This is a genomic window from Streptomyces sp. NPDC007025, from assembly GCF_042869455.1.
In the GTDB taxonomy this organism is placed as follows: Bacteria; Actinomycetota; Actinomycetes; order Streptomycetales; family Streptomycetaceae; genus Streptomyces.
In genome coordinates this window covers 113788-137431 of the sequence record NZ_JBIAFT010000010.1, presented here as the reverse complement: position 1 = coordinate 137431, position 23644 = coordinate 113788, and the positions used below count along the sequence as shown (strand labels likewise).

Here is a 23644-nt window from a genome sequence, read left to right as displayed (position 1 = left end):
CCGGGCGGCGTCCCGGAGCAGTGCCCACAGCCAACCAGCGCACCGCAGAGAGGGCCCACCATGCAGCAGTCCGCGGCCGTCCCCGACCAGTACCGCCGTGCCGTCACCTTCCGGGCGCTGCACGAGGGGCCCGACCCCTTCGTGGTGCCCAACCCGTGGGACGCCGGGACCGCACGTGTCCTGAGCGGGCTCGGTTTCGCGGCGCTGGCCACCACGGGCGCGGGCCTGGCGCATGCCCGCGGACTGCCGGACAGCCGCGTCACCCGGGACGTGCTCCTCGACAACGCCAGGGCCGTCGTCGAGGCCACGCCGCTGCCGGTCTCCGCCGACCTGGAGAGCGGCTTCGGCGAGACGCCCGACGACATCGCCGAGACGATCCGGCGCGCCGCCGCGGCCGGTCTGGTCGGGGGCTCCGTGGAGGACTTCACCGGCCGGGACGACGACCCCGTCCGTCCCCTGGGAGAGGCGGCCGAGCGGGTCGCCGCGGCCGTGGCCGCCGCCCGGGAACTCGACTTCCCCTTCACCGTCACCGCCCGCGCCGAGAATTTCTTCCAGGGACGGCCCGACCTGCCCGACACCATCCGCCGCCTCCAGGCGTACGAGGAGGCGGGCGCCGATGTGCTCTACGCGCCCGCCCTGCCGGACGCCGACGCGATCCGCGCGGTCTGCTCCTCCGTCGGCTGCCCGGTGAACGTCCTGATGGGATCGCCCGCCCTGCGGCTGAGCGTGCGCGAACTCGGTGCGCTGGGCGTGCGCCGGATCAGCGTGGGCTCCGCGCTCTCCCGCGCCGCACTCGGCGCCGTCGTCCGCGCGGCCCGCGAGATCCAGGAGTCGGGCACCTTCACCTTCGGCGCCGACGCGATTCCCTACGCCGAGGTCAACGCCCTCATGACACCCGCCGCTCCGGCCGGGCCGGGGGAGTGACCCCGACCGTCCGGGAGACGCGAGCAGCCTGACGGGGACACCGACGCGGTCCCCCCTGCGGCGTCGTTGCGAACGGACGGCGAGGGGCCGGGCGCGGCGGACGCTCGCCGGCCCGAGCACCACCAGGAACGGAACGCCCCCGGGTCCAGGGGGTTTGAGGGCAGCCGAGCACGGCCGGGCGCGCGGGCTGTCGCGTGCCCGGCCCCCGGCGCCGACGCTCTCCGGGCAGGCGTGGGGGCCACCGGCGGCTCTGTCTACGATGTCGGGCATGGCGAAGCGCAAGGTGCAGCGACGGGCGCGGGCGATCCTCGGCGAGCAGCCCGTGGCGCTGGTCTGGTGCGAGATCCACAAGCCCCTTCCGGTACCGCCGAAGGATGTGCACCGCGCCGCCGGCAACGGCCGGCTGAAGCCGGGGCACCACTGGCTGCTGTACGTCGGCGCCGTCGTGTTCTTCTTCGTCGTCGTGCCGATGATGCTGATCGACAAGCTCGGCAGGAAGACCGACCGCACACCGGGGACGGGGAGCGCGGGACCGCGGCGTTCCACCCGCGACCGGGGCGCTGCGGACGACCGCGAGGACGATCCGGCCGACGGCGTCTTCGACGGCGACTGGAACCTGACCGCCGGCCGGCTTCTGCTGCGCTGGTACGGCCACTCGCCCAACCCCCGGCGGCTGGTCATGCTGGCGCACGACCGCATCTGCGTGGCCGCCTCCCCGCGCCGCAGGCTGTCACCCATGAAGGCCGGGGACTTCGTGCCCGTTGCGGAGTTCCCGCTCGGGGAGGCCCGGCCCGAAGGCGAGGCGGGCCAGCCGCGCGGATTCGCCACGTTCAGGATCCGCTTCGCCGACGGATCCTGGATCCAGGTCGGCCGCCTCGGCGAGCCCGCGGACGCCGACCACTTCCTGCGCACGATCAGCGCCTAGTCTTGTGTGGCGCTCGCCTGCCTCGAATTGCGAGAGATCGACCCGTGGCGGCCACTTGGTCACCGGGTCACCGGGTCGCCTCGGAAGGAGCCGCTCGGCGGTCTGCCGCGTGCGGGCCAGGACCGTGCGCGTCGCGAGCGGTGCGCGCAGACCGGGACGAGTGTGGTGGGCCGGGCGTCAGGGCACCGGAGCATGGAGGTCGAGGTCCAGCGGGAACGGGACGGCGAGCTTCAGCCGGGCCCGAACTGTGGACGCAGGCCATGCGACGGGTGTCAGCGTAGTCGATGCCCTCGCGGTTGAGTGCGTATGCGCGGGTCGCGGTCGCCGGCCGGATACCAGCCCTGCCCGGCAGAGTGCCGGGAGGGGGCGGACGAGTCGGCCTGTACGCCGGGTTCTGTGGCCTCGGCCGCCTCGCGGCGGCCGGGGTGGCGGCCATCCATCTGGGACCGGTGTCGCCACCGGCCTCGTGCGGTCCACCCGCGGACTCGGACGGGTCGCCCTCGAACATCCGCGCAGGGCCGCGCCGCGGCCCCTCTTGACCTTGCTCCGGATGGGGTTTACCGAGCCGCCCAGGTCACCCTGGGCGCTGGTGGTCTCTTACACCACCGTTTCACCCTTACCGGACTGCCGTCCGAAGACGGGCCCGGCGGTCTGCTTTCTGTGGCACTGTCCCGCGGGTCACCCCGGGTGGGCGTTACCCACCATCCTGCCCTGTGGAGCCCGGACGTTCCTCGGCGAGGGTGCTCGGCACCCCCGACGCGGCCGCCCGGCCGGCTCGTCCGCCGTGTGCTCCATCGTACCCGCCGCCGGGCTGGGAGCGGTGCGGGCGCCCGGCGGGGAGAGCGGCCGGGCACACCGCAGTCGTCCCCCCGCGGGCCCGGCACCGCGGGGTCAGCGGTGCCAGAGGTCGTCCGGGGTCAGTTCGTCCGGTGTGCGGTGGCCGGACAGGCCCAGGGTGAGGTGCAGATCGGCGAGGAACGAGCACAGCACGTGCCGGACGCCGTCCTCGCCGCCGTGCGCCAGCCCGTAGGCGAACGGCCGGCCGAGCAGGACCGCGCTGGCGCCGAGCGCGAGCGCCTTGAGGGCGTCGGAGCCGGTGCGGACACCGGAGTCGAACAGGACGTCCAGGCCGGTGCCCTCCACCGCCCGGACCACGCCCGGGAGCGCGTCGAGGGAGGCCATGGCGCCGTCGACCTGGCGGCCGCCGTGGTTGGAGACGATCACGCCGTCCATGCCCGCGTCGGCGGCCCGGCGGGCGTCGTCGGGGTGCTGGATGCCTTTGAGGGCGATCGGACCGTCCCAGTGCTGCCGCAGGAACGGCAGCCGGTCCCACGACTTGTCGGTCCCCGTGAACATCGGGACCCAGCGCAGCACCGCGGCGCCCAGGTCCTCCTCCGGGGGCTTGTCCAGGCCCGCCCGGAAGACCGGGTCCGAGAACGGGATGGCGGTGCCGACTCCGCGGATGAACGGCAGATACGCCTGGTCCAGGTCCTGCGGGCGCCAGGCCAGCGTCCAGGTGTCGAGGGTGACGACCAGCGTGCTGTAGCCGGCGTCGCGCGCCCGCCGCAGGATGCTGACGCACACCTCGTCGTCGTTCGGCCAGTAGAGCTGGAACCAGCGCGGAGCGCTCCCGCCCGCCTCGGCCACTTCCTCGAGCGAGTAGGACGAGGCGGTCGACAGGGCCGCTGTCAGGCCGAGCGAGGCGGCGGCGCGGGCCGTCGCCGTCTCGCCGTCCGGGTGCAGGATCGACTGGACGCCGACGGGGGCGAGGACGACCGGTGCGGGCATGGCGGTGCCCAGAACCCGCGTCCGCAGGTCGCGGTCCGTGGCGTCGGTGAGCATCCGCGGGATCAGGCGGTGGTGGTCGAACGCCTCGCGGTTGGCGCGGTGCGTGGCACCGGAGCCCGCGGCTCCGGCGACGTAGCCGAAGGCGCCCGCGTCCAGCCGTTCGCGGGCCGAGGCGCCGAGCCCGGTGGCGTCCGTGGTGAAGGGCGGTACCCGGCCCTCGAGGCCGTGCAGGTATATCTCGTTCTGGTAGCCGGCGAAGTTCTCCGGCGGGGGTGCGGGGTCGGTCACGTGCGGGCTCCTTCGCGGGTCGCTGCGCGCCGAGTCTCTCCGCCCCGGCGGCCGATGGCCACACCCCGGACGGCACCGGCGGCACCCGCGTGGCGCGGCCGGGCGCGGCACGCTCCCGCCGGTGTCTCCACCGCCGGCCGCCCGCGGTTGCCGCGGCCCGGTCCGGGAAGCCGCTCAGCCCCGGCCGATGTACGGCATCTTCGTGGCCAGCACGGTGGCGAACTGGACGTTGGCCTCCAGCGGCAGGGAGGCCATGTGCAGGACGGTGCGTGCCACGTCGTCGGCGTTCATGGTCGGCTCCGGGGCACGGTTCCCGTCGGCCTGGGGGACACCCTGGGACATGGCGGCCGTCATCTCCGTGGCGGCGTTGCCGATGTCGATCTGACCGCAGGCGACATCGTGGGCGCGGCCGTCCAGGGACAGCGACTTGGTGAGGCCCGTCATCGCGTGCTTGGTGGCGGTATAGGCGATCGAGCCGGGCCGCGGGGCGTGGGCGGAGATCGAGCCGTTGTTGATGATCCGGCCGCCGCGCGGCTGCTGGTCCTTCATCAGCCGGAAGGCGGCCTGGGCGCAGAGGAAGGCGCCGTGCAGGTTGACGTCCACGACGGCGCGCCAGTCCTCGAAGGAGAGGTCCGCCAGCGGTACGGCGGGGCCGAAGGTGCCCGCGTTGTTGAACAGCAGGTCGAGTCGGCCCTCGTGCTCCCGTACGGAGTCGAACAGCGCGGTGACGGCGGTCGGATCGGTGACGTCGGCGGGGACGCACCGGGTGGCGGCGCCCCCGGCGAGCTGCGCGGTCTGCTCCAGCGAGCCCCGGCGGCGGCCGGCCAGCACGACCGTCCAGCCCGCGTCGGCGAGGGTGAGGGCGACGGCCCGGCCGATCCCGGAGCCGGCTCCGGTCACCAGGGCCGTGCCGGCGGTCGGCACCTCGGCGGCTCTCCGGGTCGGCCCCCCGGCGGTCCGCGCGGCCCCCTCGGCGGTCCGGGAGCCCGGTGCGTCGCCCGCCTGTGCCGCCTGGTGTGCCTCTTGGGCCGGGTGATTCTCGCGCGTCATGGGCGCAGCGTACGCGGGCCTGTCCGGCGGGCGGCGCCGGCTGCGCGGCCAGCGGTCCCGCGCCCGGGAGAGGAACGGGAGGGAGAACAAACGTGTGGGCCCGTACCGGAATTCCTGGGAGAATGTTCGGGTCCGTGACAATCTCCTGGAGAGGTGCATGTCCAAGACCGGCCCCCAGCAACCGGCCGCCGTACCCGCCGACGCCCCACAGCACCCGCAGCACCCGCACCACGCGGCGCCGTCCGCCCGCAGTACCCGTACCGACCGGGAAGCCGCGTCCGTCACCGCCCCGGCGGCCCGCACCGCCGACGGGTCCGGCACCGCCCCCGGTGCGGGCACCGTCCCACCCGCCGGCCCCGAACTGACCCGCCGCCGTCGTGCCGGGCTGCTGCTCACCCTCATCCTCGGCGGGCTGACCGCGCTCCCGCCCCTCTCCATCGACATGTACCTCCCGGCCCTCCCGGAGGTCAGCGGAGCGCTCCACATCCCCGCCGCCGGCGCGCAGCTCACCCTCACCGCCTGCCTGGTCGGGCTGGCCGTGGGCCAGCTCGTCGCGGGGCCGATGAGCGACCGCTTCGGCAGGCGCCGCCCGCTGCTGGTCGGCATGGGCTGCTACATCCTGGCGAGCCTCGCCTGTGCGCTGGCTCCCACTGCCGCCACTCTCACCGGCTTCCGGCTCGCCCAGGGACTCGCGGGCGCCGCCGGGGTGGTGATAGCCCGCGCCGTCGTCCGCGACCTGTACGACGGGCTGGCCATGGCGCGGTTCTTCTCCACTCTCATGCTGATCTCCGGCACCGCGCCGGTCCTGGCCCCCGTCCTGGGGGCCCAGGTGCTGCGCTTCACCGACTGGCGCGGCGTCTTCTGCATCCTCGCCGGGATCGGCCTGCTGCTCGTCCTCGTCGTGCTGCGCAAGCTGCCCGAGACGCTGCCGGCCGCACGCCGGCACAAGGGCGGGCTGCCGGACGCGCTGCGCACCATGCGCGGGCTGCTCGCCGACCGGGTCTTCAGCGGGTACCTGCTCGCCTCCAGCCTCGCGTTCGCGGCGCTCTTCTCCTACGTCGCGGCCTCGCCGTTTGTCGTCCAGGAGATCTACGGTGCCTCGCCGCAGACCTTCAGCCTGCTGTTCATGGTCAACTCCATCGGGCTGGTCGCCTTCGGGCAGCTCAACGGGAAGGTCCTGGTCGGCCGGGTGTCCCTGGACCGGGTGCTCGCCTTCGGGCTGTGCATGGTCGGGGCCGCGACCGTGGCGCTGCTGGTGATGACCACCGGCGCATTCGGGCACGTGGGGCTGGCGCCGCTGGCCACCGCGCTGTGCGTGCTGATGTCCGGGATGGGGCTGATCATGCCGAACGCCAACTCCCAGGCCCTGATGCGCACCCCGCACGCGGCGGGCTCGGCCTCGGCGCTGCTGGGCACCTCGCAGTTCCTCGTCGGCGCGGTCGCCTCCCCGCTGGTCGGCGTGGCGGGCGAGCAGACCGCCGTGCCCATGGCGCTGGTCCAGTTCGGTGCCGTCACCCTCGCCGCTCTCGCCTTCGTGGCACTCTGCCGCCCATGGCGCGTACGAGACTGAGGAGCGTGGCCTCCCTGGGCGGTGCCGAGGCGCGGCGCCGCTTCCGGGAGAAGGCCGGGCTCGATCACGGACGGCTGGCCGCGCTGGCCGACAGCACCGACGCGCTGCCCGCCGCGGGCTGGTGCGCCGGTGCCGTCGTGCTGGCCGGCCGCGGGCCCTGCGTCGCCCTGGAGCACGCCACCGGCTGGGCGCTGCGGTACGCCGCCTGGGATCCCGCCGCCGGGCTCCCGGTCGAGCTGCCGCGTCAGGAGTGGCTGCCCATGCGGGTGGACACGGTCTTCGACCTCGCCTCGCTCACCAAGCTGTTCACCGCCATCGCCGCCCTCCAGCAGATCGAGCGCGGCGCGCTCGCACTGGACGCGCTCGTCGCCGACCACCTCCAGGCGGGTGCCGCGCCGGTCACCGACCACGGCATCACCGTCCGCCACCTGCTGACCCACACCTCCGGGCTCCGTGCCGAGCTGCCCTTCTACGAGCACAACACCGCCGAGCACGCGGAGCTGCTCTGGGCCGAGAAGCCGCTGACCGAGCCGGGCTCGACCCGCCTGTACTCCGACCTCAACCTGCTGCTGCTGGAGAGCGTGCTGTACCAGGTGACGGGCCGGACGCTGGACGTGCTGGTGCGGGAGGGCATCACCACACCGCTCGGGATGCGGCACACCCGCTTCAACCCGCCCCGCACCTGGCGCAACCGGATCGCCGCGACCGAGGACATGCGAAGACCCTGGGCCAAGCTCAACCGGGGCCTGGTCCACGGCCGGGTCCACGACGAGAACGCCTACGCCATGGGCGGCGTGGCCGGGCACGCCGGGCTCTTCTCCACCGCCCACGACCTCGCGGTCCTGTGCCGCACCCTGCTGTCGGGCGGCTCCTACGGGCCCGCCCGCATCCTGGCGCCCGCCTCGGCCGCCCAGCTCCTGGAGCCGCCGGGCCTCGGCTTCCGCACCGGCGCCCCCTGGTTCATGGGTGAGCTCGACGGGCCCGGCTCCCGGGCCGCCGGGCACACCGGCTTCACCGGGACCAGCCTGGTGCTCGACCCGGTGACGGACACCTTCCTGGTGCTCCTCGCCAACACCGTGCACCCGGTGCGCCGGCCCCCCGACAGCGCACCGCGCGCCGCCGCGGCCAGCCTGCTGGCCCGCGCCGTGCGGTGAGCGCGCCCCCGCCGGGCCCTGCGGTCAGCGCCCGGCGGGCCCCGGCGGCGCCCGGCGCCGGAGGCCGCCGCCGGCGGACTTCCTACACTGGTGAAGTGATCGAGCAAGAACTGCGCGGCGCGCTCGCCGCAGCGCTGGACGGGCTGCCCGCGCGGCAGGCGTCGGGCGCCGTCGAGCGGCTGATCGCCCACTACCGCGGAGAGACCCCCACCGGCGCGCCCGTGCTGCGGCACGCCGCCGACGCGGCCGCCTACGCCGCCTACCGGATGCCCGCCACCTTCGCCGCCGCCTCCGCCGCGCTGGCCGAGCTGGCCGACCGCGCCGGGGACTGGACACCCGGCAGCCACCTGGACGTGGGCGGTGGCACGGGCGCCGCGGTGTGGGCGGCCGAGCGCGTGTGGCCGACGGAGCGGGCGGCCCGTGCGACGGTCGTCGTCGACTGGGCGGAGCCGGCCCTCGCGCTGGGCCGCGAGTTGGCGTCCGGGGCGGCGGCGCTGCGCGGGGCCGAGTGGCGCCGCGGCTCGCTGCGCGGTGGCGGCGGTACGGCGGGTGGCGGCTTGCCGGAGCCGGCGTCCGCCGATCTGGTGACCGTCTCCTACGTGCTGGGGGAGCTCTCCGAGGAGGACCGGCATGCCGTGGTGGACGCGGCGGCGCGCGCGGCGCGGGGCGCCGTGGTGCTGGTGGAGCCCGGCACCCCGGAGGGCTATCTGCGGATCCGCGCGGCCCGGGACGCGCTGCTGGGGGCGGGGCTGCGGGTGCTGGCGCCGTGTCCGCACGACGGGACCTGCCCGCTGGTGCCCGGCCAGGACTGGTGCCACTTCGCGGTGCGGGTAGCCCGCTCCTCGCTGCACCGCCGGGTGAAGGGCGGGGAGTTGCCGTACGAGGACGAGAAGTTCAGCTATGTGGCGGCGGTGCGGGAGACGGTGCCGGGCGCCCCCGCGGGCGCCCGGATCGTCCGCAGGCCGCAGCTCCGCAAGGGGCAGGTGCTGCTGGACCTGTGCGAGGACGGCGGCGCCGTGCACCGCCGTCCCGTCACCAAGCGGGCGGGCGCCGACTACCGCGCGGCCCGCAAGGCCGCCTGGGGCGACCCGTGGTGACCGCGCGGTACGGCTCCGCCGCCCCCGGCCGGGACGGCCCGTGGCTGCCTGGGGCCGCCCGGGACCGGTCAGCGGGGCCGGTCAGGACCGCAGTTCTGCGGTGACGCACTTGACGCTGCCGCCGCCCTTCAGCAGTTCGGTCAGGTCCACCGGTACGGGCTCGTAGCCGCGGTCCCGCAGGGGCGCGAAGAGGCCGGTGGCGGCCTCCGGCAGGAAGACGTGCCGTCCGTCGCTGACGGCGTTGAGGCCGAGGGCGAGCGCGTCGGGCTCCTCGGCGAGCAGCGCGTCGGGGAACAGCCGAGCCAGCACGGCCCGGCTGCCGGGGGAGAAGGCCGCGGGGTGGTACATCACGTCCTCCGCCTCGGGGTCCAGTACGCACAGCGCGGTGTCGAGGTGGTAGTAGCGCGGGTCCACCAGGTCGAGGCCGATGACCGGGCGCCCGAAGAACTCCTGGGCCTCGCCGTGGGAGAGCGGACTGCTGCGGAAGCCGCGCCCGGCCAGCAGCCAGGAGGCGGTGACGGCGAAGTCGCCCTCGCCCTCGTTGATGTGCGCGGGCTCGGTGACGTCGCCGAAGCCGTGCGCGCGGTACCAGTCGCGGTGTGCGGCCGCCTCCCCGGAGCGTTCGGGGTGTGCGAACCGGGCGCCGAGCACGCGGCCGTCGACGACGGTCGCACCGTTGGCGGCGTACACCATGTCGGGCAGCTCCGGTACCGGGTCGAGGAGTTCGACGGTGTGCCCGAGGGCGCGGTAGCGGTCGCGCAGCGCCTCCCACTGGGCGAGCGCGAGGGGCAGGTCCACGGGCTTGCCGGGGTCCATCCAGGGGTTGATGGAGTAGGTGACACGGAAGTGGGACGGAGGACACATCAGATAGCGACGGGTTGCGTACATCTCAGGCTCCTCAGGGAACGTGCGTGATGCGGTGCGCCCATGGTGCTCCCTGGGGAGCCTGTTCGTGTGGATTGCCGGTCAAGTACGTGTGAGTGCCCGGCGGCGGGCGGGTCACCTGCGGGACTCCCGGAGTCTGCGCAGCAGTTCACGCTTCTGCGCGGACGGGTCGCTCCCGCCCGCGGGAGCCCCTGGGGCGCCCCCGCTGCCGGGGAGCCGGCCGCGGGACAGGTGGGTGCGGACACCGCCGACCCCGAGCATCCTCCCGCCGCGTCCCTTGCTCATGAGCGTCTCCTCTCCTGCCGGATCTCTGACGAGTCGACACGTATCGTCTCGTCTTTGGCGAGGATGGATGGGCCACCCCCTCTTGTCAAGACGGTTCGTTTCGTCTCGACTCGCTGCTAGATTCGGGGCATGCCCTCCGCGACCCCGAAGAATCCCGGTGTCTCCCGCCGCAGCGCGCACTCCCGCACCGCGATCCTGCGGGCCAGTGTCGAACTGGTCGGCGAGGTCGGGTATCCCAGGCTGACCATCGAGGCGATCGCAGCGCGGGCCGGAGTCGGCAAGCAGACCATCTACCGCTGGTGGCCCTCCAAGGCAGCCGTGCTGCTGGAGGCGTTCACCGACCTGGTCCGCACCGAGGAACACGGCGGCCTGCCCGACACCGGAGACCTCGAGGCCGACCTCAAGGCGGTGCTGCGGGCCACCGCGGACGAGTTCTCCGACGCCGGGTTCGAGGCGCCCTACCGCGCACTCGCCGTCGCCTCGGCCGCCGACCCGGAGCTGGCCGAGCAGTTCGCCGTCCGGCTCCAGGACCCGGGCCGGAAGCTGTACGCGGAGCGGCTGCGCGCCGCGCAGCGTGCCGGGCAGATCGACCCCGACGTGGATCCCGGCCTCGCCGTCGAGCTGCTGCTCGGCCCCTTCCAGCAGCGCTGGCTCAACCGCACCGGCCCGCTCACCCACGAGTTCACCGACGGGCTGGTCGAACTGGTCCTGCGGGCGCTCACCCCGCGGCCCGCGGCGGACTGAACCCCGTGCCGCACCGGGGACCGCACGGCGGACGGGACTCCCGTCGCCGGTCTCCCGTCGCCGGCCTCCCGGCCCGGCACACGCCGCCGCTACGGCTCCACCCCGGTGGGCGCCAGGCTGCCCGGCCGGTCGGTGACGATGCCCTCGCAGCCCAGTCTCAGCATCCGGTCCCGGGCCGCGCGGGTGTTGACCGTGTGCGACCAGACGTAGCCGATCCCCGAGCGCACGGCCCTGCGCACGTCCCCGGCCGCGGCCCGGTGGTCGATGCTGAGCATCGTCACATAGTCCTTCCAGCGCTCGGGGCGGTCGCCGGCCGCCTGGCGTGCCGAGCGCCACACCGCCGTCAGCAGGCCCTCCTCGTGCGCGGCGGCGGCGACCCGCGGATCGTTGGACTCCACCAGCACCGAGCGGGTCAGATGCCGCTCACGGATCAGCCGGGCGAGCCGCGGCAGCCCCTCGGGGTCCTTCAGCTCCAGCATCAGTGGGATGTCCCCGCCGAACCGGTCGAGGATCTCCCGCGCGGCCGGCGGGCGCTCCGGACGCCACTGCCCCGGCAGGCTGCTCTTCGGGGCCAGGCGCACCTTCTGCCACGCCTTCCAGTCGAGTGCGCCGACCCTGCCGTGCTGGTCCGTGGTGCGGTCCAGGGTGTCGTCGTGCATCGCCACCAGCGTCCCGTCGCGCAGTCGGCGGATGTCGGCGTCCAGGACGTGTGCGTAGCCGCGCCGCCGGGTCGCGGCCATTCCCTGCATGCTGTTCTCCGGGACCTCCAGGGCGCCGCCGCGGTGTGCCGTGACGGTGGTGCCGGACAGCCGGGAGAGCCGCGGTGCCACCGTGCGGCCGACCCCCTGCTCGACGGCCGGGGGGCCGGTGCGGCCGGCGGGCGCGGCCGAGGCGGCCGGTGCGGCCGGTACCGCGACGAGAGTCAGGGTGAACAACGAGATCAGTGGAGCAAAAGCCGCCTTTGTCGCCATGATCCCAAACTAGGGGCGAAGCGGGCGGACCGCCGGGCAGTGCGTCCGGCCGGGTGGCGTCCCGCCGGGTGACGTCCCGACCCCGGCTGCCGCGGCCGCCGCCGGGAGGAGCAGGATGGCAGGGGGACATCGGCGATCCGCGGAATCCACCTCAGCGCGCCGCGGGGCTGCGTACCCTCGGAGTTCATGGTTCCCGGTCGCGGAGTGAGGCGGTAGATGGAACGCGAGAGCAGGATCGCCCGATGGCTGCGCCGCCGGGCCGGGCACGGCACGGCCGAGCCGTCCGACCCCGGCTCCCCGGCGCAGGGCCGCGGCACGGGGGGACGGCGCTGGGGCGGCCGCGGCAACCGGCCGGCCGCCGCGGCGGAAGCGGCCCGGGACCGTGAAACGCTCCTGCTCGCGGCCGCCGGGGCCGGGTTCCCGCTGGCCCCCGCCGCTCACCCGTCCGGGTACGGCTGTTCCTGTGTGCGGATCGGCTGTCCGACGCCCGGCAGGCACCCCGTCTCCTTCGCCTGGCAGACCCAGGCCACCACCGACCGCGCCCAGGTCGAACGCTGGCTGCGGGCCGAACCGGAGGCCAACTTCATCACCGCCACCGGCCGCGCCCACGACGTGCTGGACGTCCCGGCCGAGGCGGGGTACGCGGCGCTGGCCGTGCTGGAGGAGCGGGAGCGGGCGGCGGGCCCCGGCGCCGAACCGGAGCTGGGACCGGTGGCGCTGCACGGCGGCGACCGGATGCTCTTCTTCACCAAGACCCGGGGCACCCCCGAGGACGAGGACGAGTGGTGGCCCTGCGAGCTGGACAGCCACCCCGAGACGATGGAGGAGCACCCCGGACTGCGCTGGCACTGCCGGGGCAGCTATGTGCTGCTGCCGCCCTCGCGGCTGCCCGACACGGCCGAAGGCGTCCACTGGCTGCGCCCCCCGCAGGAGGGGGACGCGCTCCCCGAGCCCCTCGCCCTGCTGGAGACCCTCACCGACGCCTGCGCGGAGTACGCCGTGACGGTGGAGGGCCTGGAGCAGCACACCCCCTGGCCGGTGCGCTGAGGCCCGGCGCCGACCGCCACCGCGCGGCGCCCCGTTCCGGCCGGTGGCTCCGTGGCTCCGCGGCCCGGGTGCGGTGCGCGTGCCGCACCCGGGCCGGGGGCGGCCCCGGTCCGGCGGGACGGGTTCACTCGCCGCGTGCGGCGGTCAGCCCCTCGATGCGGCTCAGGAAGTCGACCTTGCCGCCGGAGCCGCTGCCGGACTTCCCCCGCGCCTGCTCGGCCGGAACGGTGACGGCCTGCTCCGAGACCCGCACGAAGGTCACCGACTGCTTCGGCGTGCCCGACATCATCGCCTTCACCAGCGGGTCCTTGATCTGCGGCTTGTATCCCCGCGGCAGCGTCTGCTTGTGGTGGTGCAGGGTGGTGAAGAACACCAGTGCCCCGCCGTCCTTCGTGCGCAGCCCGAATGGCGCGTACTGCGGCGGCTGCGCGGCCCGGTCGGCGAACTCGTTGCGCACGTTCTCCCGCTTGAGCGCCTTCTTCCGCTTCTCGCGCAGCGCCGTCGTGTGCCGCCCGGCGGCGAAGTCGTCGCCCGCGCCCTCCTGCAGATAGCGGGTGTAGCGCTTGCTCAGTTCGTCCGGCGGGACGGTCAGCCCGGAGCCGCCGCCCACCGGCACGGCCTGCACCCGGCCGTGCTCGTCCCGCGCGAAGCGGGGGATCCGGTCGGGCGCGACGACCGAGAGGTAGGACGCCTTCCACGGCCCGTCGGCCCGCTGGCGCTGGAAGACGAAGAGCCAGCGGCCCTGCCCCTTGCGGTTGCTGCGCGAGTCGGTGACGAAGAACTTCGGCCAGCCCGCCTGTTCGGGGATCAGATAGCGGGTGTCGGTCAGCTTCAGCGGCTGGTAGTCCGGGTTCCCCTTCGGGCGGACCTCCTTGCGGGACTTGAGGCCCGCCTGGTCGATGGCGCCGAGGGCGCCCGTCTCGATCCGGGCGTTCAACCCGGCGTCGTAGGCGGTGTTGGCGCGGTTGTTCTTCGCCACGAAGGTCTTGAGCACCTTCGCCGCCTCGGCTTCGCTCAGCGCGGGGACCACGGCGCTCTCGCCGTGCACGGTCACACAGCCCGTGAGCGAGGCGAGCAGTGCTCCGGTCGTCACGGCCGCTGCCAGCGGTATGCGCGGGGGCTTGCCAGCCCTCAACCCCTTCACCTGTTCCCACCCTCCCGGTGCTGTCGGCGAAGGCACCCTACCCTGCGGGGTCTGGCGTGCCGCGCGGTGCCTGGCCCAGTATGCGCGGCAGGACGACCGAGGGGGCGTGCATGGTCCAGGCCACGGAGGCCGCAGCATTCGGTACGGCGCTGCGCCGGTTACAGGGCGCGCAGAAGACGGCCAAGGGGGTCTCGCTCTATTCGCGGTACCTCAACCGGCCGCTCGGCAGGGTCTTCGCGGCCGCCGCGTACCGCGCCGGGCTCAGCCCGAACCAGGTGACCTTGCTGAGCGCGGGGTGCAGCTTCGCCGGGGTGGTGGGCGTGGCGCTGGTGCGGCCGTCCTGGGTGCTGGGCGCGGCCGTCTGGGCCGCGCTCTTCGTCGGCTTCGCGCTGGACTCCGCCGACGGGCAACTCGCCCGGCTGCGGGGCGGCGGCAGCCCGGCGGGGGAGTGGCTGGACCACGTGGTGGACTGCGCCAAGATCACCGGATTGCACTCGGCCGTGCTGATCTCCTTCTACCGCTTCGCGGAACCGCCGCACGCGGGCTGGCTGCTGCTGCCGCTGGGCTTCCAGCTCGTGGCGGTGCTGATCTTCTTCGGCGGGCTGCTCACCGACAAGCTCCGGCCCCGGCCCGACCCTCGTGCCGCTGCGCCGCCGCCGGACGCCGCGCCGCCCTCGACGCTGCGGGCCGTGGCGCTGCTCCCGGTGGACCACGGGGTCTTCTGCGCCGTCTTCCTGCTGCTCGGCGCCCCGGGGCTGTTCCGCGCCGGGTACGCCGCGCTGTTCGTCTGCTACGCGCTCTTCCTCGCCGCGTTCGCGGTCAAATGGTTCCGGGAGCTGTCCGCCCCGCCTCCGGGGTGACCGGCGCGGCCGGCCCGGAAGGGGCGGCCAGTGCGTCGAGTGCGCGCCGCAGCTGAGTGCTGGAGGTATGCATGGTGTACGGGAAGTAGACGACCTCTACGCCGACCGTACGGAAGTCGGCCTCCAGCTTCTCGCCCTTCGGCGTACCCCGCCAGTCGTCCCCCTTGAACAGCACGTCGAATCTGACCTGCTGCCAGGTCTCCAGCTTGTCCGGGACCGTCTCCACGAACGCCGCGTCCACGAACCGGATGCTGCGGACGATCTGCAGCCGCTCGACGAGCGGGATCACCGGCGGGCGCCCCTTGGCGCGCTCGGCCATCCCGTCCGAGACCACGCCCGCGACCAGGTAGTCGCACCGCGAGCGGGCGTGCCGCAGCAGATTCAGATGGCCGACGTGGAACAGGTCGTACGCTCCGGGCGCGTAGCCGACCGTGTGGGTCATGTGAAGTCCCCCCAGGACGCATGCCGTTGACCGCGCCGCGGCCCTCCCCGGCCGCCGCGCATCGCAGCATGCAACCACAACCGGCGGGAATCAGGCACAGGTCGGCGAATGCACGCACGGCAGGCGTTACGCTGCCCCGGGGGAACGAGCGGCGGACCTGTGGGGGGATCCATGGTGAACGGCGACGCGGTGCCCGGGGACGGGACCGCGCCCGGTGGGCTGCGCGAGGAGGCATCCGGGCGCCGGGTGCTGCTGGTGTCCACCAACTACGCACCCGAGCAGGCCGGCATCGGGCCCTACGCGGCCCAGCTCGCCGAGCACTGGGCCGCGCGCCCCGACTGGGACGTGCACGTCCTGGCCGGTATGCCGCACTACCCCGCCTGGCGTACGGACCCCGCCTACCGGGGCGTCTGGCGGGCCACCGAGGAGCGGGGCGGAGTCCGGGTGCACCGCCGCAGGCACACCGTCCCGCCCCGGCAGACCGCCGCGCGCCGGGCGCTGTACGAGGCGTCCGTGCTCGCCCACGGACTGCTCGCCCCGCCCCGGCTCGGCGGACCGCCCGACGCCGTCGTCGCCCAACTCCCCAGCCTCGCGGGCGGACTGCTGGGCGCCCGGCTCGCCCGCCGTGCCGGAGTGCCGTTCGTGCCGGTCGTCCAGGACCTGATGGGCGCCGGGGCGGCGCAGAGCGGCATCCGCGGCGGCGACCGGGCGGCCGCCCTCGCCGGCTCCGTGGAGCGCCGGGTGCTGGCGGCGGCGACCCTGGTGGGCGTCATCCACGAGAGCTTCACCGAGCGGGTCACCGCGCTCGGCGTCCCGGCCTCCCGCATCCGTACCGTGCCCAACTGGACGCACATCTCCGCCCCGTCCCGTCCCCGCGAGGAGACCCGCTCCCGGCTCGGCTGGCGGCCGGAGGAGACGGTGCTGCTGCACTCCGGCAACATGGGCCTCAAACAGGGCCTGGACGTGCTGATCGGGACCGCCCGGCTGCTCCGCGGCGAGCGGTTACGCGTCGTCCTGATGGGCGACGGCAACCAGCGCCGCCACCTCGACCGGCTGGCGGCCCCGCTGCCCGGCGTCGAACTGCTGCCGCCCGCCGACGAGGCGGACTTCCCCGAAGTGCTGGCCGCCGCCGACGTGCTGGCCGTCACCCAGCGGGCCTCCGTGCTCGACATGAGCGTCCCCTCCAAACTCACCTCCTACTTCGCCGCCGGGCGCCCGGTCCTCGCCTCCGTCGCCGGAAGCGGCGGCACCGCGGGCGAGATCCGCCGCTCCGGCGCCGGGGTCCTGGTACCGCCCGAGGACCCCGCGGCGCTCGCCGACGGCCTCCGCGGCCTGGCCGCCGACCCCGCCCGCGCCGCCGCGCTCGGTGCCGCGGGCCGCGCGTACGCCACCGGCCACCTGGGGCGGACCGCGGCGCTGGCCCGGCTGACCGCGCTGCTCGAAGAGGCCCGCGCCCTGGCCCCCGCACCCGGCGGCCACCGCACCGGCCCCCGCGCCCGGCCCGGTCCGCGGCGGGGCGCCGCGGCGGGTGCCGTCCGGCAGCAGGGCGGACCGGCGTGAGCGGCCACGGCGTGCCCGGCCGCGACGAGCGGGATCCGGCCCCGGCCGTCCATCCCGACGACGAACCCGACCTGCTCCGCGACCAGTTCCGCCAACTCCTGCGCTACCGCTGGCTGATCGCGCTCGGCATCGCCCTCGGCGTCCTGGGCGGCGGCTGGCTCGGCGTCAGCGGCGCCGACTCCTACACCGCCACCACCGAGATCACCGTGCGCCCGCTGCCCCTCGACAGCAGCGGCGCCGCCTCGGCCGCCGGCGGCACCAGCATGGGCTCCGAGCGGCGCACCGCGCTCAGCAGCGTCGTCGCCGAACGTGCCGCGGACGCCTTGGACTCCGGGCGCCGCCCCCAGCAGCTCGCCGCCGACCTCCAGGTCACCAACCCGCCCGACACCCGGATGCTGCGCTTCTCCTACACCGGGCACAGCCCGCGGGCCGCGGCGCGCGGCGCCAACGCCTTCGCCGCCGCCTACCTCGGCAACCGCGAGCAGGACGCCGAGGCGCGCACGGCGAGCATGGTCGACTCCTACGAGAAGCAGCGCGAGCCGCTGCTGAAGGAGCGCGACCGGCTTGCCGAGGAGATCGCCACCTCCGGCCGGGAGGGCGCGCTCGACGGCACGCTCTCCGCGCACTCCTCCGTCGTCAGCCGCATCGCCGAACTCAACGGCAGCATCAGCGACCTGCGCGCCGAGGACACCACCCCGGGCCGCGTGGTCACCGAGGCCGTCCCGCCCGACGCGCCCGCCGGTCCCGGACTGCCGCTGATGCTCGGCCTCGGTGCCGCCGTCGGTATCGGCCTCGGCCTGCTCGCCGCCTGGGTACGGCTCGTCTTCGACCCCGCCGTGCGCACCCCCGGCGACGTGGTGCGCGCCCTGCACGCGCCGGTACTGGGCACCCTGCCGCGCCGGCGCGGGCGCCGCCGCGAGAAGCGGGCCGAGCGCCGTGCGCGCTCCCGTCCGCTGCTGGCCGGCGGCCGGCTCGCCGAGGAGTACCGCTCGGTCGCCTTCCGGCTCGCCTACGACGAGACCTTCGCGCGGCGCCGCCGCGTCCTGGTCGTCCCGCCGCGCGGCGGCATCGGCACCGCGCTGGCCGCCTCCGTGAACCTGGCCGCCTCCTTCGCCGAGATGGGCAAGGAGGTGCTGCTCCTGGAGGCCGATCTGCGCACCCCCTCGCTCACCGAGCGGCTGCGGCACGCGGACGGCCTCCGGCCCGGCTGGGCCCGGGCGCCCGGCCACGGCACCATCGGCTGGCCCGCCGGGTACCGCGTCCCGATCGACGCGGGCGAGTCGGGCGTCTTCGACCTGGTGCCCGGACACCGCGTCAGCAAGGTGCCGCGCGCGCTCACCTCCTCGGCCGTCAGCCAGCTCATCGGGCACGCCGACGACAGCGACTCCGTGCTGCTGGTGCTCGCGCCCGCCGTGCTGTCGTACGCCGACGCCATCGCGCTCATCGACCGGGTCGACTGCGTCCTGCTCGTCTGCGACCCGCGCGAGGTGCGGCGCGACGACCTGGCCCGGGTGCGGGAGCTGGTCGCCGGCGCGGGCGGCTGCGTGCTCGGTGCGCTCCTGCACTCCGAGGGCACCGGCGGCGACTCCGGGCGCGGCGGTGCGTCCGGCCCCGCCTCGCCGCCGGACCGGGGACTGCCGCCGCGCCCCCATCCCGCGGAGTTCGTCCGCGAGGGCGTCGGTCTGCGGGTCCTGGACCGTTGAGCGCTTCCGGCGGCTGACGAGAGGGGATCCGGGTGCAGCACCCCGGCGGCGGTCCGGCGCGGGAACCGGAGCGGCGGATGCCACGGGCCCGCACCGCGCTGGTCTGCTCCGTCGCCGACCAGGGCGTGGCGGCAGCGACGAACATCGCCGTGCTGGTGGTGGCGGCGCGCCGGTCGGACGTGCACGCCTTCGCCGCGTTCTCCCTCGTCTACACGGTCTTCACCGTGCTCCTCGGCCTCACCGTCGCCTATGTGGGCCAGGCCCTCGTCCTGGAGCGGGGCGCGCCGGAACGCGTGGCGCGGGCCTGCCGTTCGGGAGTGGCCTTCACCGCGCTGGCCGCGGCCCCGGCCGTGGTCGCCGCGCCCGCGCTGTGGGCGGCGGGCGGCCGCACCGGCACCGCGCTGGCCGCGCTGGCGCTGGTGCTGCCCCTCACGTTGACGCAGGAGACCACCCGCTACGCCTTCGCCACCCTGCACCGGCCCCAGTACGCGCTGCTCGCCGACGTGCTGCGGCTGGCGGCCGTCCTGCCCGCGCTCGCCGCCCAGCCACCCGGCGCCGGTGCGGCGCGGCTGCTGCTGGCCTGGGGGGTCTCGGCGCTGCCCGCGCTCGCGGTGGCGCTGTGGCTGCTGGGGCGGCACACCCGGGGCGCGGGCCAGGACCCGGCCCGCTGCCTGCGCCGGGACCATCTGGGCCGCCGGTTCGCCGTCGAGTTCGGGGTGGGCAACGCGGGCAGCCAACTGGCCGTCATCGGCCTGGGACTGCTCGCCGACCCGCTGGCGGTGGGTGCGCTGCGGGGCGCCACCACGCTCTACGGGCCGATGAACGTGCTGTTCAACGCCGCGACCGGGTTCGGCCCGCCGCTGCTGAACCGCACCGGCGGCGGACGACGAGCAGCCCGTGCCGCGGCCGCCGCGGGAGGCGTGCTCGCCGCGGTCGCCGCCGCCTGGACCGCCGTTCTGCTGCTGCTGCCGGACGGCTACGGGCGCGCGCTGCTGGGCGACACCTGGACCTCCGCGGCCCGGCTGCTGCCCGCGACCGGCAGCCAGTACGCGGCGATGGCGCTGGGCACCTGCGGGCTGCTGACGCTGCGGGTGCTGCGGCCGCGCACGACGCTGCCCCTCCAGCTCGTCTTCTCCGTCGCCTCCGTCTGCTGCCTGCTGGGCGGCTACGCGCTGGGCGGGGTGCCGGGCGCGGCCTGGGGGCTGTGCCTGGGCTCCGCGGCGAAGGGGACGGCGAGTTGGCTGCGCGCGGCCCGGCTGCTGCGTACGGCGGGGGGTCCGGACGCTGTCAGCGCGCCCGGTCCGGCTCCGTCCGCTCCCGGTCCCGGCCGGACCCCTGGGGCGGCCCGGGCCGACGAGGAGCCGGAAGCCGGTCCCGCCGGGGCGGGTGGCCCCGCCGCTCCCGTGGACCCTGCCGGTCCCGTGGACCCTGCCGGTCCTGCCGGAACGAAGTGACGAACAGCAGGCACAGCACCGCGATGGCCACCCGGCCCATGGCCTGGAGCAGCGAGCCGCGCAGCAGGATGAAGCTGTAGCCGGCGACCAGCGGCACCGCCACCGCCGCCACGCTTCCCGGCCCGGCCCCCTCCCGCCGCCTTCGCGGGCCGGGGCCCGCCGCGGCCTCCTCAGCGGTGCGCCGTGCGTAGCGCCGGTCCGCGCGGGCGGCGCCGTAGCCGACGGCGGCGAACCCCAGTGCCATGCCCAGCGGGCCGAAGTCCAGCCACAGTTCGGCCCACAGCGGTGAGGAGAGGTTCGGGTAGGGCATCCCCATCCAGGTGCCCACCCGGGTGCCCGGGTCGTGCGGCTTGCCGTCCCACACCGAGCGCGGCACGAAGAACAGTGCGGTGCCAGCCAGTTGGCGGCCGTAGCTGTGGCCCTCGCCCGACTCGGCGAAGGTGACGGTGTTGGCGAGCATGCCGGCCTGGTCGTAGTCCTTCATCGTCAGCGGCTCCAGCAGCGAGTCCGTCGCCTGCCGCGGCCGGTCGGCGCCCTCCTCGTAGCGGAACCGGTCCGCGAACGGGAACACCACCAGAGCCACCGCCACCCCGGTCGCCAGCGCGGCCCGGTACATCACCGGGCTGCGCGGGAAGGCGGTGAACAGCAGCGAGAACAGCACCGTCAGGAACCAGTACCGCGGGTTGGAGACCGGGTTGTTGACGACGGTGTTGAGCGCCAGCATCACCAGCCACAGCACCGGGACCAGCGGTCTGCGGCGCGCCGCGCGGGAGACCACCAGCCGGCGGGTGAGGAAGAGCAGCGCCAGCAGCGCCGGTACGGTGCCGAACCCGCGCAGGAACGCCGAGCCCGCCTGCGAGGCGGCCTCCGTACCCCCGAGCGTCTCGCTGATCTCCTGCCGGTTGCTGAAGAAAACGCCCGGCCCGTCCAGCCGGGCGATCAGCAGTCCGCTGCCCGCCAGTGCGACCGCGCACAGTGCGTACAGCCTGCGCGGCCGTACGACCGCCGCGGGGCGGTGGCGCTCGTGCATCCGGCTGCGCAGCGGCGGCCGGTGGCGGGCCAGCAGGGCGCCCACGTCGAAGGCGACGAGGCCCGCCAGCACCAGCGCCGAGGCCAGTACGGTGTCCGCGCGCGGTCCGACCACCGGGGTCGGCGTGCTGTCCAGCACGGTCTGGGCCAGCGGCGCGATCCCCATGGCGATGTAGCAGAACAGCCAGAACGCGCCCTGGATGAGCCGGCGGTGCGCGGTCAGCACCATGGCCGCCAGCCGGGTGCCGGAGTAGGCGCAGGTGGCCGACTGGAGCCAGAAGGCGGCGTCGTGCGGACCGGGTCCGGGCTGGGTGGCGACCGCCGCGGGCAGGACGGCGACGAGTGCCGCCACCAGCGGGACGGCCAGTGCCCGGGACAGCACCGCGCGGGGCGCCGTCGCGGCGAACCGCTGCCGCGGCGCGGAGGCCGGGGTGTCCGCGTCGCTCATCGCCGCTCCCGGGGCCGGCGCCGCCCCGCGACGGCGGGAGGCGGAACCCGCGGAACCCGCGGGGGCCGCGCAGGCCGCGAAAACCATGAAAGACCGGGGCGAAAGCAGCTGTACCGACTAATATCATCGGCACGGCCAGGGGAGGGGACACCGTTGAAGGTGCTGCACATCGTCACGCTGCATACGCCCACCCACGACTTCGGCGGCCCCACCAGGGTCGCCCTGAACCTGTGCCGCGGACTGCGGGCGCGCGGCGACCAGACGGCCCTGGTGGCGCTCGGCGACGGATTCCCTGCGGGCCGGCCGCTCCCCCGCACCGTGGACGGTGTCCCGGCCCGCCTCTTCCAGGCCCGCCGTCTGCTGCCGCGGTTCGAGGTCAGCGGTATCACCTCGGCCGCGCTGCTGGCGGCGGCGCCGCGCATGCTGCGCTCGGCCGACGTCGTCCATGTCCACCTGATGCGCGACCTGGTCACGCTCCCGGTCGCGCTGCTGGCCTCTGCGCTGGGCCGCCCGCTGGTGCTGCAGACGCACGGGATGATCGACCCCACCGAGAAGCGGGTGGCCCGGGCCGTGGACGTGCTGGGGCTGCGCCGGGTCCTGCGCAAGGCCGACGCCGTGCTCCACCTCACCGAGCAGGAGCGGGAGCTGACCGAGGCGGTGGTGGCGCCGGAGCCGATGGGCCCGGCGTACCGGCTGGTCAACGGTGTCACCCCGCAGCCCGCACGCGGCTCCGGGCGGGCACCGGGCCGGCCGCCCACGGTCCTGTACTGCGCGCGGGTGCAGGAGGGCAAGCGCCCGCAGGACTTCGTCGGGGCGATACCGACGGTGCTGGCGAAGTACCCCGAGGCGCGGTTCGTGCTGGCCGGGCCGGACACCGGCGCGCTGGCCGGGGAGATGCTGGCGCGCGCCCGCTCGCTGGGGGTGGGGCATGCGCTGGAGTACGTGGGCGCGCTCGACCACGCCGGTGTGCTCGCGCGGCTGCGCGAGAGCGAGGTGTATGTCCTGCCGTCCATCAAGGACGCCTTCTCCGTCTCGGTGCTGGAGGCGCTGTCGGTGGGGCTTCCGGTCGTCGTCACCCGCACCAGCGGGCTGGCGCCCGACGTGGCCGCGGCGGGCGCCGGGCGGGTGGTGGACAGTGCGCCGGACGACCCGGAGAACGGGCCCCGGATCGGCCGTGCCGTACTGGAACTGCTGGACGAGGAGGCCGGTGCCGCCGCGTCCCGGGCCGCCTGGCAGTTGGCGCGCGAGAGGTTCACCCTCGACGCGGTGGTCGACACCCTGCGGGAGGTGTACGGGCAGGTGCGGGACCGGACCGCCGGCGCCCGTCCGGCGCCGACGACGCGCTGACCGCGCCCGGCTCCCCGACGGCGCCCGGCCCTCCGGCGGCCGCCTCGCGGGCCTTGAGGCCGATCTGCCAGCGGTAGAAGCTCATCGCCAGCGCATAGTCCAGCCCGGCCCGGCCGTCGAGGAACCCCCGCTTCCAGCCGTAGGCGTAGGCGAAGGACACCAGTGGCTTGAGCGGGGCCCGGTGGAAGAGGCGGCCCTGCCGGGTCTTGGCCTGCCGGATCTGCTCGCGCACCACCGGGTGTGCCTCCAGCCACGCCTCCCAGTCCGAGTACCGGTTGTGCCGCTCGAACCAGGTACGCACCGGATCGAGGTCCCGGTGCTCGATGGGGGAGCGCAGCCGGACCACCGGGGCGGCCAGCGGCTGGTAGTGGCCTTCTTGTTCGCCCATGCCCGGTGCGGCCAGGTCGTCGGGCTCGGGGAAGCGGCAGCGGGTGCGGTCCAGCAGCACCCGCTTGACGATGGTGTAGCCGTGCCGGAGCCGGCGTCCGGCGAACCAGTAGCCGAGCGGGATGTCGAACGCGGCCGGACGCAGCGTGCGCCCGGGCGGCGGACTGAAGAGCTGCCGCAGCTCGGCCAGCAGTTCCGCGCTCGGCGTCTCGTCGCCGTCGAGGAAGAGGAGCCAGTCGGTCCGCGGGTGCACGTGCTCCAGGCACCACTGCTTCTTCTTCGGGTATCCGCCGTCCCAGGTGTAGGGCAGCACCTCGGCACCCTCCGCCGCGGCGAGCGCGCGGGTGTCGTCCGTGCTGTCCGAGTCGACCACGACGACGTGCGCGAAGTGGTCGATCACCGACCGGACGGTGGTGGCGATGTTCTCGGCCTCGTTCCGGGTCGGTATCGCGACGACGACGGGCAGTTTCTGCACGGGGGCTCTCTCCGTAGCTTCCTGAGCTTCCTGGGGCGGTACTTCTCGGGTGGCTTCCGGGGGCGGC

At 75.2% G+C, this 23644-nt stretch carries 20 protein-coding genes, 1 other RNA gene and 1 pseudogene; 12 read left to right on the top strand and 10 right to left on the bottom strand.

Translation table 11 applies throughout. From position 1 onward, the window contains the following. Window positions 1-60: 60 nt before the first annotated feature. Both ACFYMO_RS20530 and ACFYMO_RS20525 read left to right on the top strand, forming a co-directional pair. A complete protein-coding gene (locus ACFYMO_RS20530) occupies window positions 61-924 on the top strand; it encodes an isocitrate lyase/phosphoenolpyruvate mutase family protein (protein ID WP_388547891.1) in 864 nt (287 codons plus the stop codon). 268 nt (window positions 925-1192) lie between these two features. Then, window positions 1193-1849 carry a hypothetical protein gene (locus ACFYMO_RS20525; RefSeq protein ID WP_366770642.1) on the top strand — a complete coding sequence of 219 codons (657 nt, stop codon included), beginning with the start codon at window positions 1193-1195 and terminating at the stop codon, window positions 1847-1849. A 367-nt stretch (window positions 1850-2216) separates the two neighbouring features. Here the strand turns inward: ACFYMO_RS20525 and rnpB are convergent. The 3 genes from rnpB to ACFYMO_RS20510 form a co-directional block, all read right to left on the bottom strand. Beyond that, window positions 2217-2627: RNase P RNA component class A (gene rnpB, locus ACFYMO_RS20520), an RNA gene on the bottom strand. A 113-nt stretch (window positions 2628-2740) separates the two neighbouring features. After that, window positions 2741-3925, bottom strand: a complete 1185-nt coding sequence (locus tag ACFYMO_RS20515) for a lactate 2-monooxygenase (protein ID WP_366770641.1) — start codon at window positions 3923-3925, stop codon at window positions 2741-2743. Window positions 3926-4099: 174 nt separating this feature from the next. Further along, a complete protein-coding gene (locus ACFYMO_RS20510; protein ID WP_366770640.1) occupies window positions 4100-4975 on the bottom strand; it encodes an SDR family oxidoreductase in 876 nt (291 codons plus the stop codon). Between the two features lie 157 nt (window positions 4976-5132). Here ACFYMO_RS20510 and ACFYMO_RS20505 point away from each other — a divergent pair, with 157 nt between their 5' ends. The 3 genes from ACFYMO_RS20505 (at window position 5133) to ACFYMO_RS20495 (ending at window position 8796) form a co-directional block, all read left to right on the top strand. Next, window positions 5133-6545, top strand: coding sequence for a Bcr/CflA family efflux MFS transporter (locus ACFYMO_RS20505; RefSeq protein ID WP_388547886.1), 1413 nt, complete (start codon window positions 5133-5135; stop codon window positions 6543-6545). Next, the gene (locus ACFYMO_RS20500; RefSeq protein ID WP_366770639.1) at window positions 6527-7699 is read left to right on the top strand and encodes a serine hydrolase domain-containing protein; all 1173 of its coding nucleotides are present in this window, start codon (window positions 6527-6529) and stop codon (window positions 7697-7699) included. Before ACFYMO_RS20505 ends, ACFYMO_RS20500 begins: the two co-directional genes overlap by 19 nt. Before the next feature lie 95 nt (window positions 7700-7794). Continuing rightward, window positions 7795-8796, top strand: coding sequence for a small ribosomal subunit Rsm22 family protein (locus ACFYMO_RS20495; RefSeq protein WP_366770638.1), 1002 nt, complete (start codon window positions 7795-7797; stop codon window positions 8794-8796). Between the two features lie 81 nt (window positions 8797-8877). On the opposite strand, the gene ddaH is transcribed toward ACFYMO_RS20495, so the two are convergent. After that, a complete protein-coding gene (gene ddaH, locus ACFYMO_RS20490) occupies window positions 8878-9684 on the bottom strand; it encodes a dimethylargininase (RefSeq protein ID WP_366770637.1) in 807 nt (268 codons plus the stop codon). A gap of 111 nt (window positions 9685-9795) precedes the next feature. Then, window positions 9796-9966, bottom strand: coding sequence for a DUF6243 family protein (locus ACFYMO_RS20485; RefSeq protein WP_366770636.1), 171 nt, complete (start codon window positions 9964-9966; stop codon window positions 9796-9798). A gap of 129 nt (window positions 9967-10095) precedes the next feature. Here ACFYMO_RS20485 and ACFYMO_RS20480 point away from each other — a divergent pair, with 129 nt between their 5' ends. Continuing rightward, on the top strand, window positions 10096-10710 hold the full coding sequence (locus ACFYMO_RS20480) for a TetR/AcrR family transcriptional regulator (protein ID WP_366770635.1): 615 nt from the start codon (window positions 10096-10098) through the stop codon (window positions 10708-10710). A gap of 89 nt (window positions 10711-10799) precedes the next feature. Here the strand turns inward: ACFYMO_RS20480 and ACFYMO_RS20475 are convergent, their stop codons facing one another. Beyond that, window positions 10800-11681 (bottom strand): glycerophosphodiester phosphodiesterase, encoded by an 882-nt coding sequence (locus ACFYMO_RS20475; protein ID WP_388547880.1) that lies wholly within the window; start codon window positions 11679-11681, stop codon window positions 10800-10802. 216 nt (window positions 11682-11897) lie between these two features. On the opposite strand from ACFYMO_RS20475, the gene ACFYMO_RS20470 reads away from it, so the two are divergent. Then, the gene (locus ACFYMO_RS20470; RefSeq protein WP_388547877.1) at window positions 11898-12728 is read left to right on the top strand and encodes a bifunctional DNA primase/polymerase; all 831 of its coding nucleotides are present in this window, start codon (window positions 11898-11900) and stop codon (window positions 12726-12728) included. Between the two features lie 124 nt (window positions 12729-12852). Here the strand turns inward: ACFYMO_RS20470 and ACFYMO_RS20465 are convergent, their stop codons facing one another. Then, window positions 12853-13821: a hypothetical protein gene (locus ACFYMO_RS20465; protein ID WP_366770632.1), complete on the bottom strand. Its 969-nt coding sequence runs from the start codon at window positions 13819-13821 to the stop codon at window positions 12853-12855. Window positions 13822-13982: 161 nt separating this feature from the next. Here ACFYMO_RS20465 and ACFYMO_RS20460 point away from each other — a divergent pair, with 161 nt between their 5' ends. Beyond that, complete coding sequence (locus tag ACFYMO_RS20460) at window positions 13983-14732, top strand: CDP-alcohol phosphatidyltransferase family protein (protein ID WP_388547874.1); 750 nt, start codon at window positions 13983-13985, stop codon at window positions 14730-14732. On the opposite strand, the gene ACFYMO_RS20455 is transcribed toward ACFYMO_RS20460, so the two are convergent. After that, on the bottom strand, window positions 14692-15174 hold the full coding sequence (locus ACFYMO_RS20455; protein WP_019358622.1) for an adenylyltransferase/cytidyltransferase family protein: 483 nt from the start codon (window positions 15172-15174) through the stop codon (window positions 14692-14694). The genes ACFYMO_RS20460 and ACFYMO_RS20455 overlap by 41 nt on opposite strands. Before the next feature lie 171 nt (window positions 15175-15345). Between ACFYMO_RS20455 and ACFYMO_RS20450 the strand changes: the two genes are divergently transcribed. The 3 genes and pseudogenes from ACFYMO_RS20450 to ACFYMO_RS20440 form a co-directional block, all read left to right on the top strand. Continuing rightward, complete coding sequence (locus ACFYMO_RS20450; RefSeq protein ID WP_366770630.1) at window positions 15346-16734, top strand: glycosyltransferase family 4 protein; 1389 nt, start codon at window positions 15346-15348, stop codon at window positions 16732-16734. Next, window positions 16731-18437, top strand: coding sequence for a lipopolysaccharide biosynthesis protein (locus tag ACFYMO_RS20445; protein ID WP_366770629.1), 1707 nt, complete (start codon window positions 16731-16733; stop codon window positions 18435-18437). Before ACFYMO_RS20450 ends, ACFYMO_RS20445 begins: the two co-directional genes overlap by 4 nt. Before the next feature lie 77 nt (window positions 18438-18514). Continuing rightward, window positions 18515-19756 (top strand): annotated as a pseudogene (locus tag ACFYMO_RS20440) (hypothetical protein); the annotation flags it as partial. Here ACFYMO_RS20440 and ACFYMO_RS20435 read toward each other — a convergent pair. After that, window positions 19725-21368 (bottom strand): O-antigen polymerase, encoded by a 1644-nt coding sequence (locus ACFYMO_RS20435; protein WP_388547869.1) that lies wholly within the window; start codon window positions 21366-21368, stop codon window positions 19725-19727. The pseudogene ACFYMO_RS20440 and the gene ACFYMO_RS20435 sit on opposite strands and share 32 nt — an antisense overlap. 153 nt (window positions 21369-21521) lie before the next feature. On the opposite strand from ACFYMO_RS20435, the gene ACFYMO_RS20430 reads away from it, so the two are divergent. Next, window positions 21522-22715, top strand: coding sequence for a glycosyltransferase (locus tag ACFYMO_RS20430; RefSeq protein ID WP_366770627.1), 1194 nt, complete (start codon window positions 21522-21524; stop codon window positions 22713-22715). Here the strand turns inward: ACFYMO_RS20430 and ACFYMO_RS20425 are convergent. Next, window positions 22621-23577, bottom strand: a complete 957-nt coding sequence (locus tag ACFYMO_RS20425) for a glycosyltransferase family 2 protein (protein WP_366770626.1) — start codon at window positions 23575-23577, stop codon at window positions 22621-22623. The two genes, ACFYMO_RS20430 and ACFYMO_RS20425, sit on opposite strands and share 95 nt — an antisense overlap. Window positions 23578-23644: the final 67 nt, after the last annotated feature.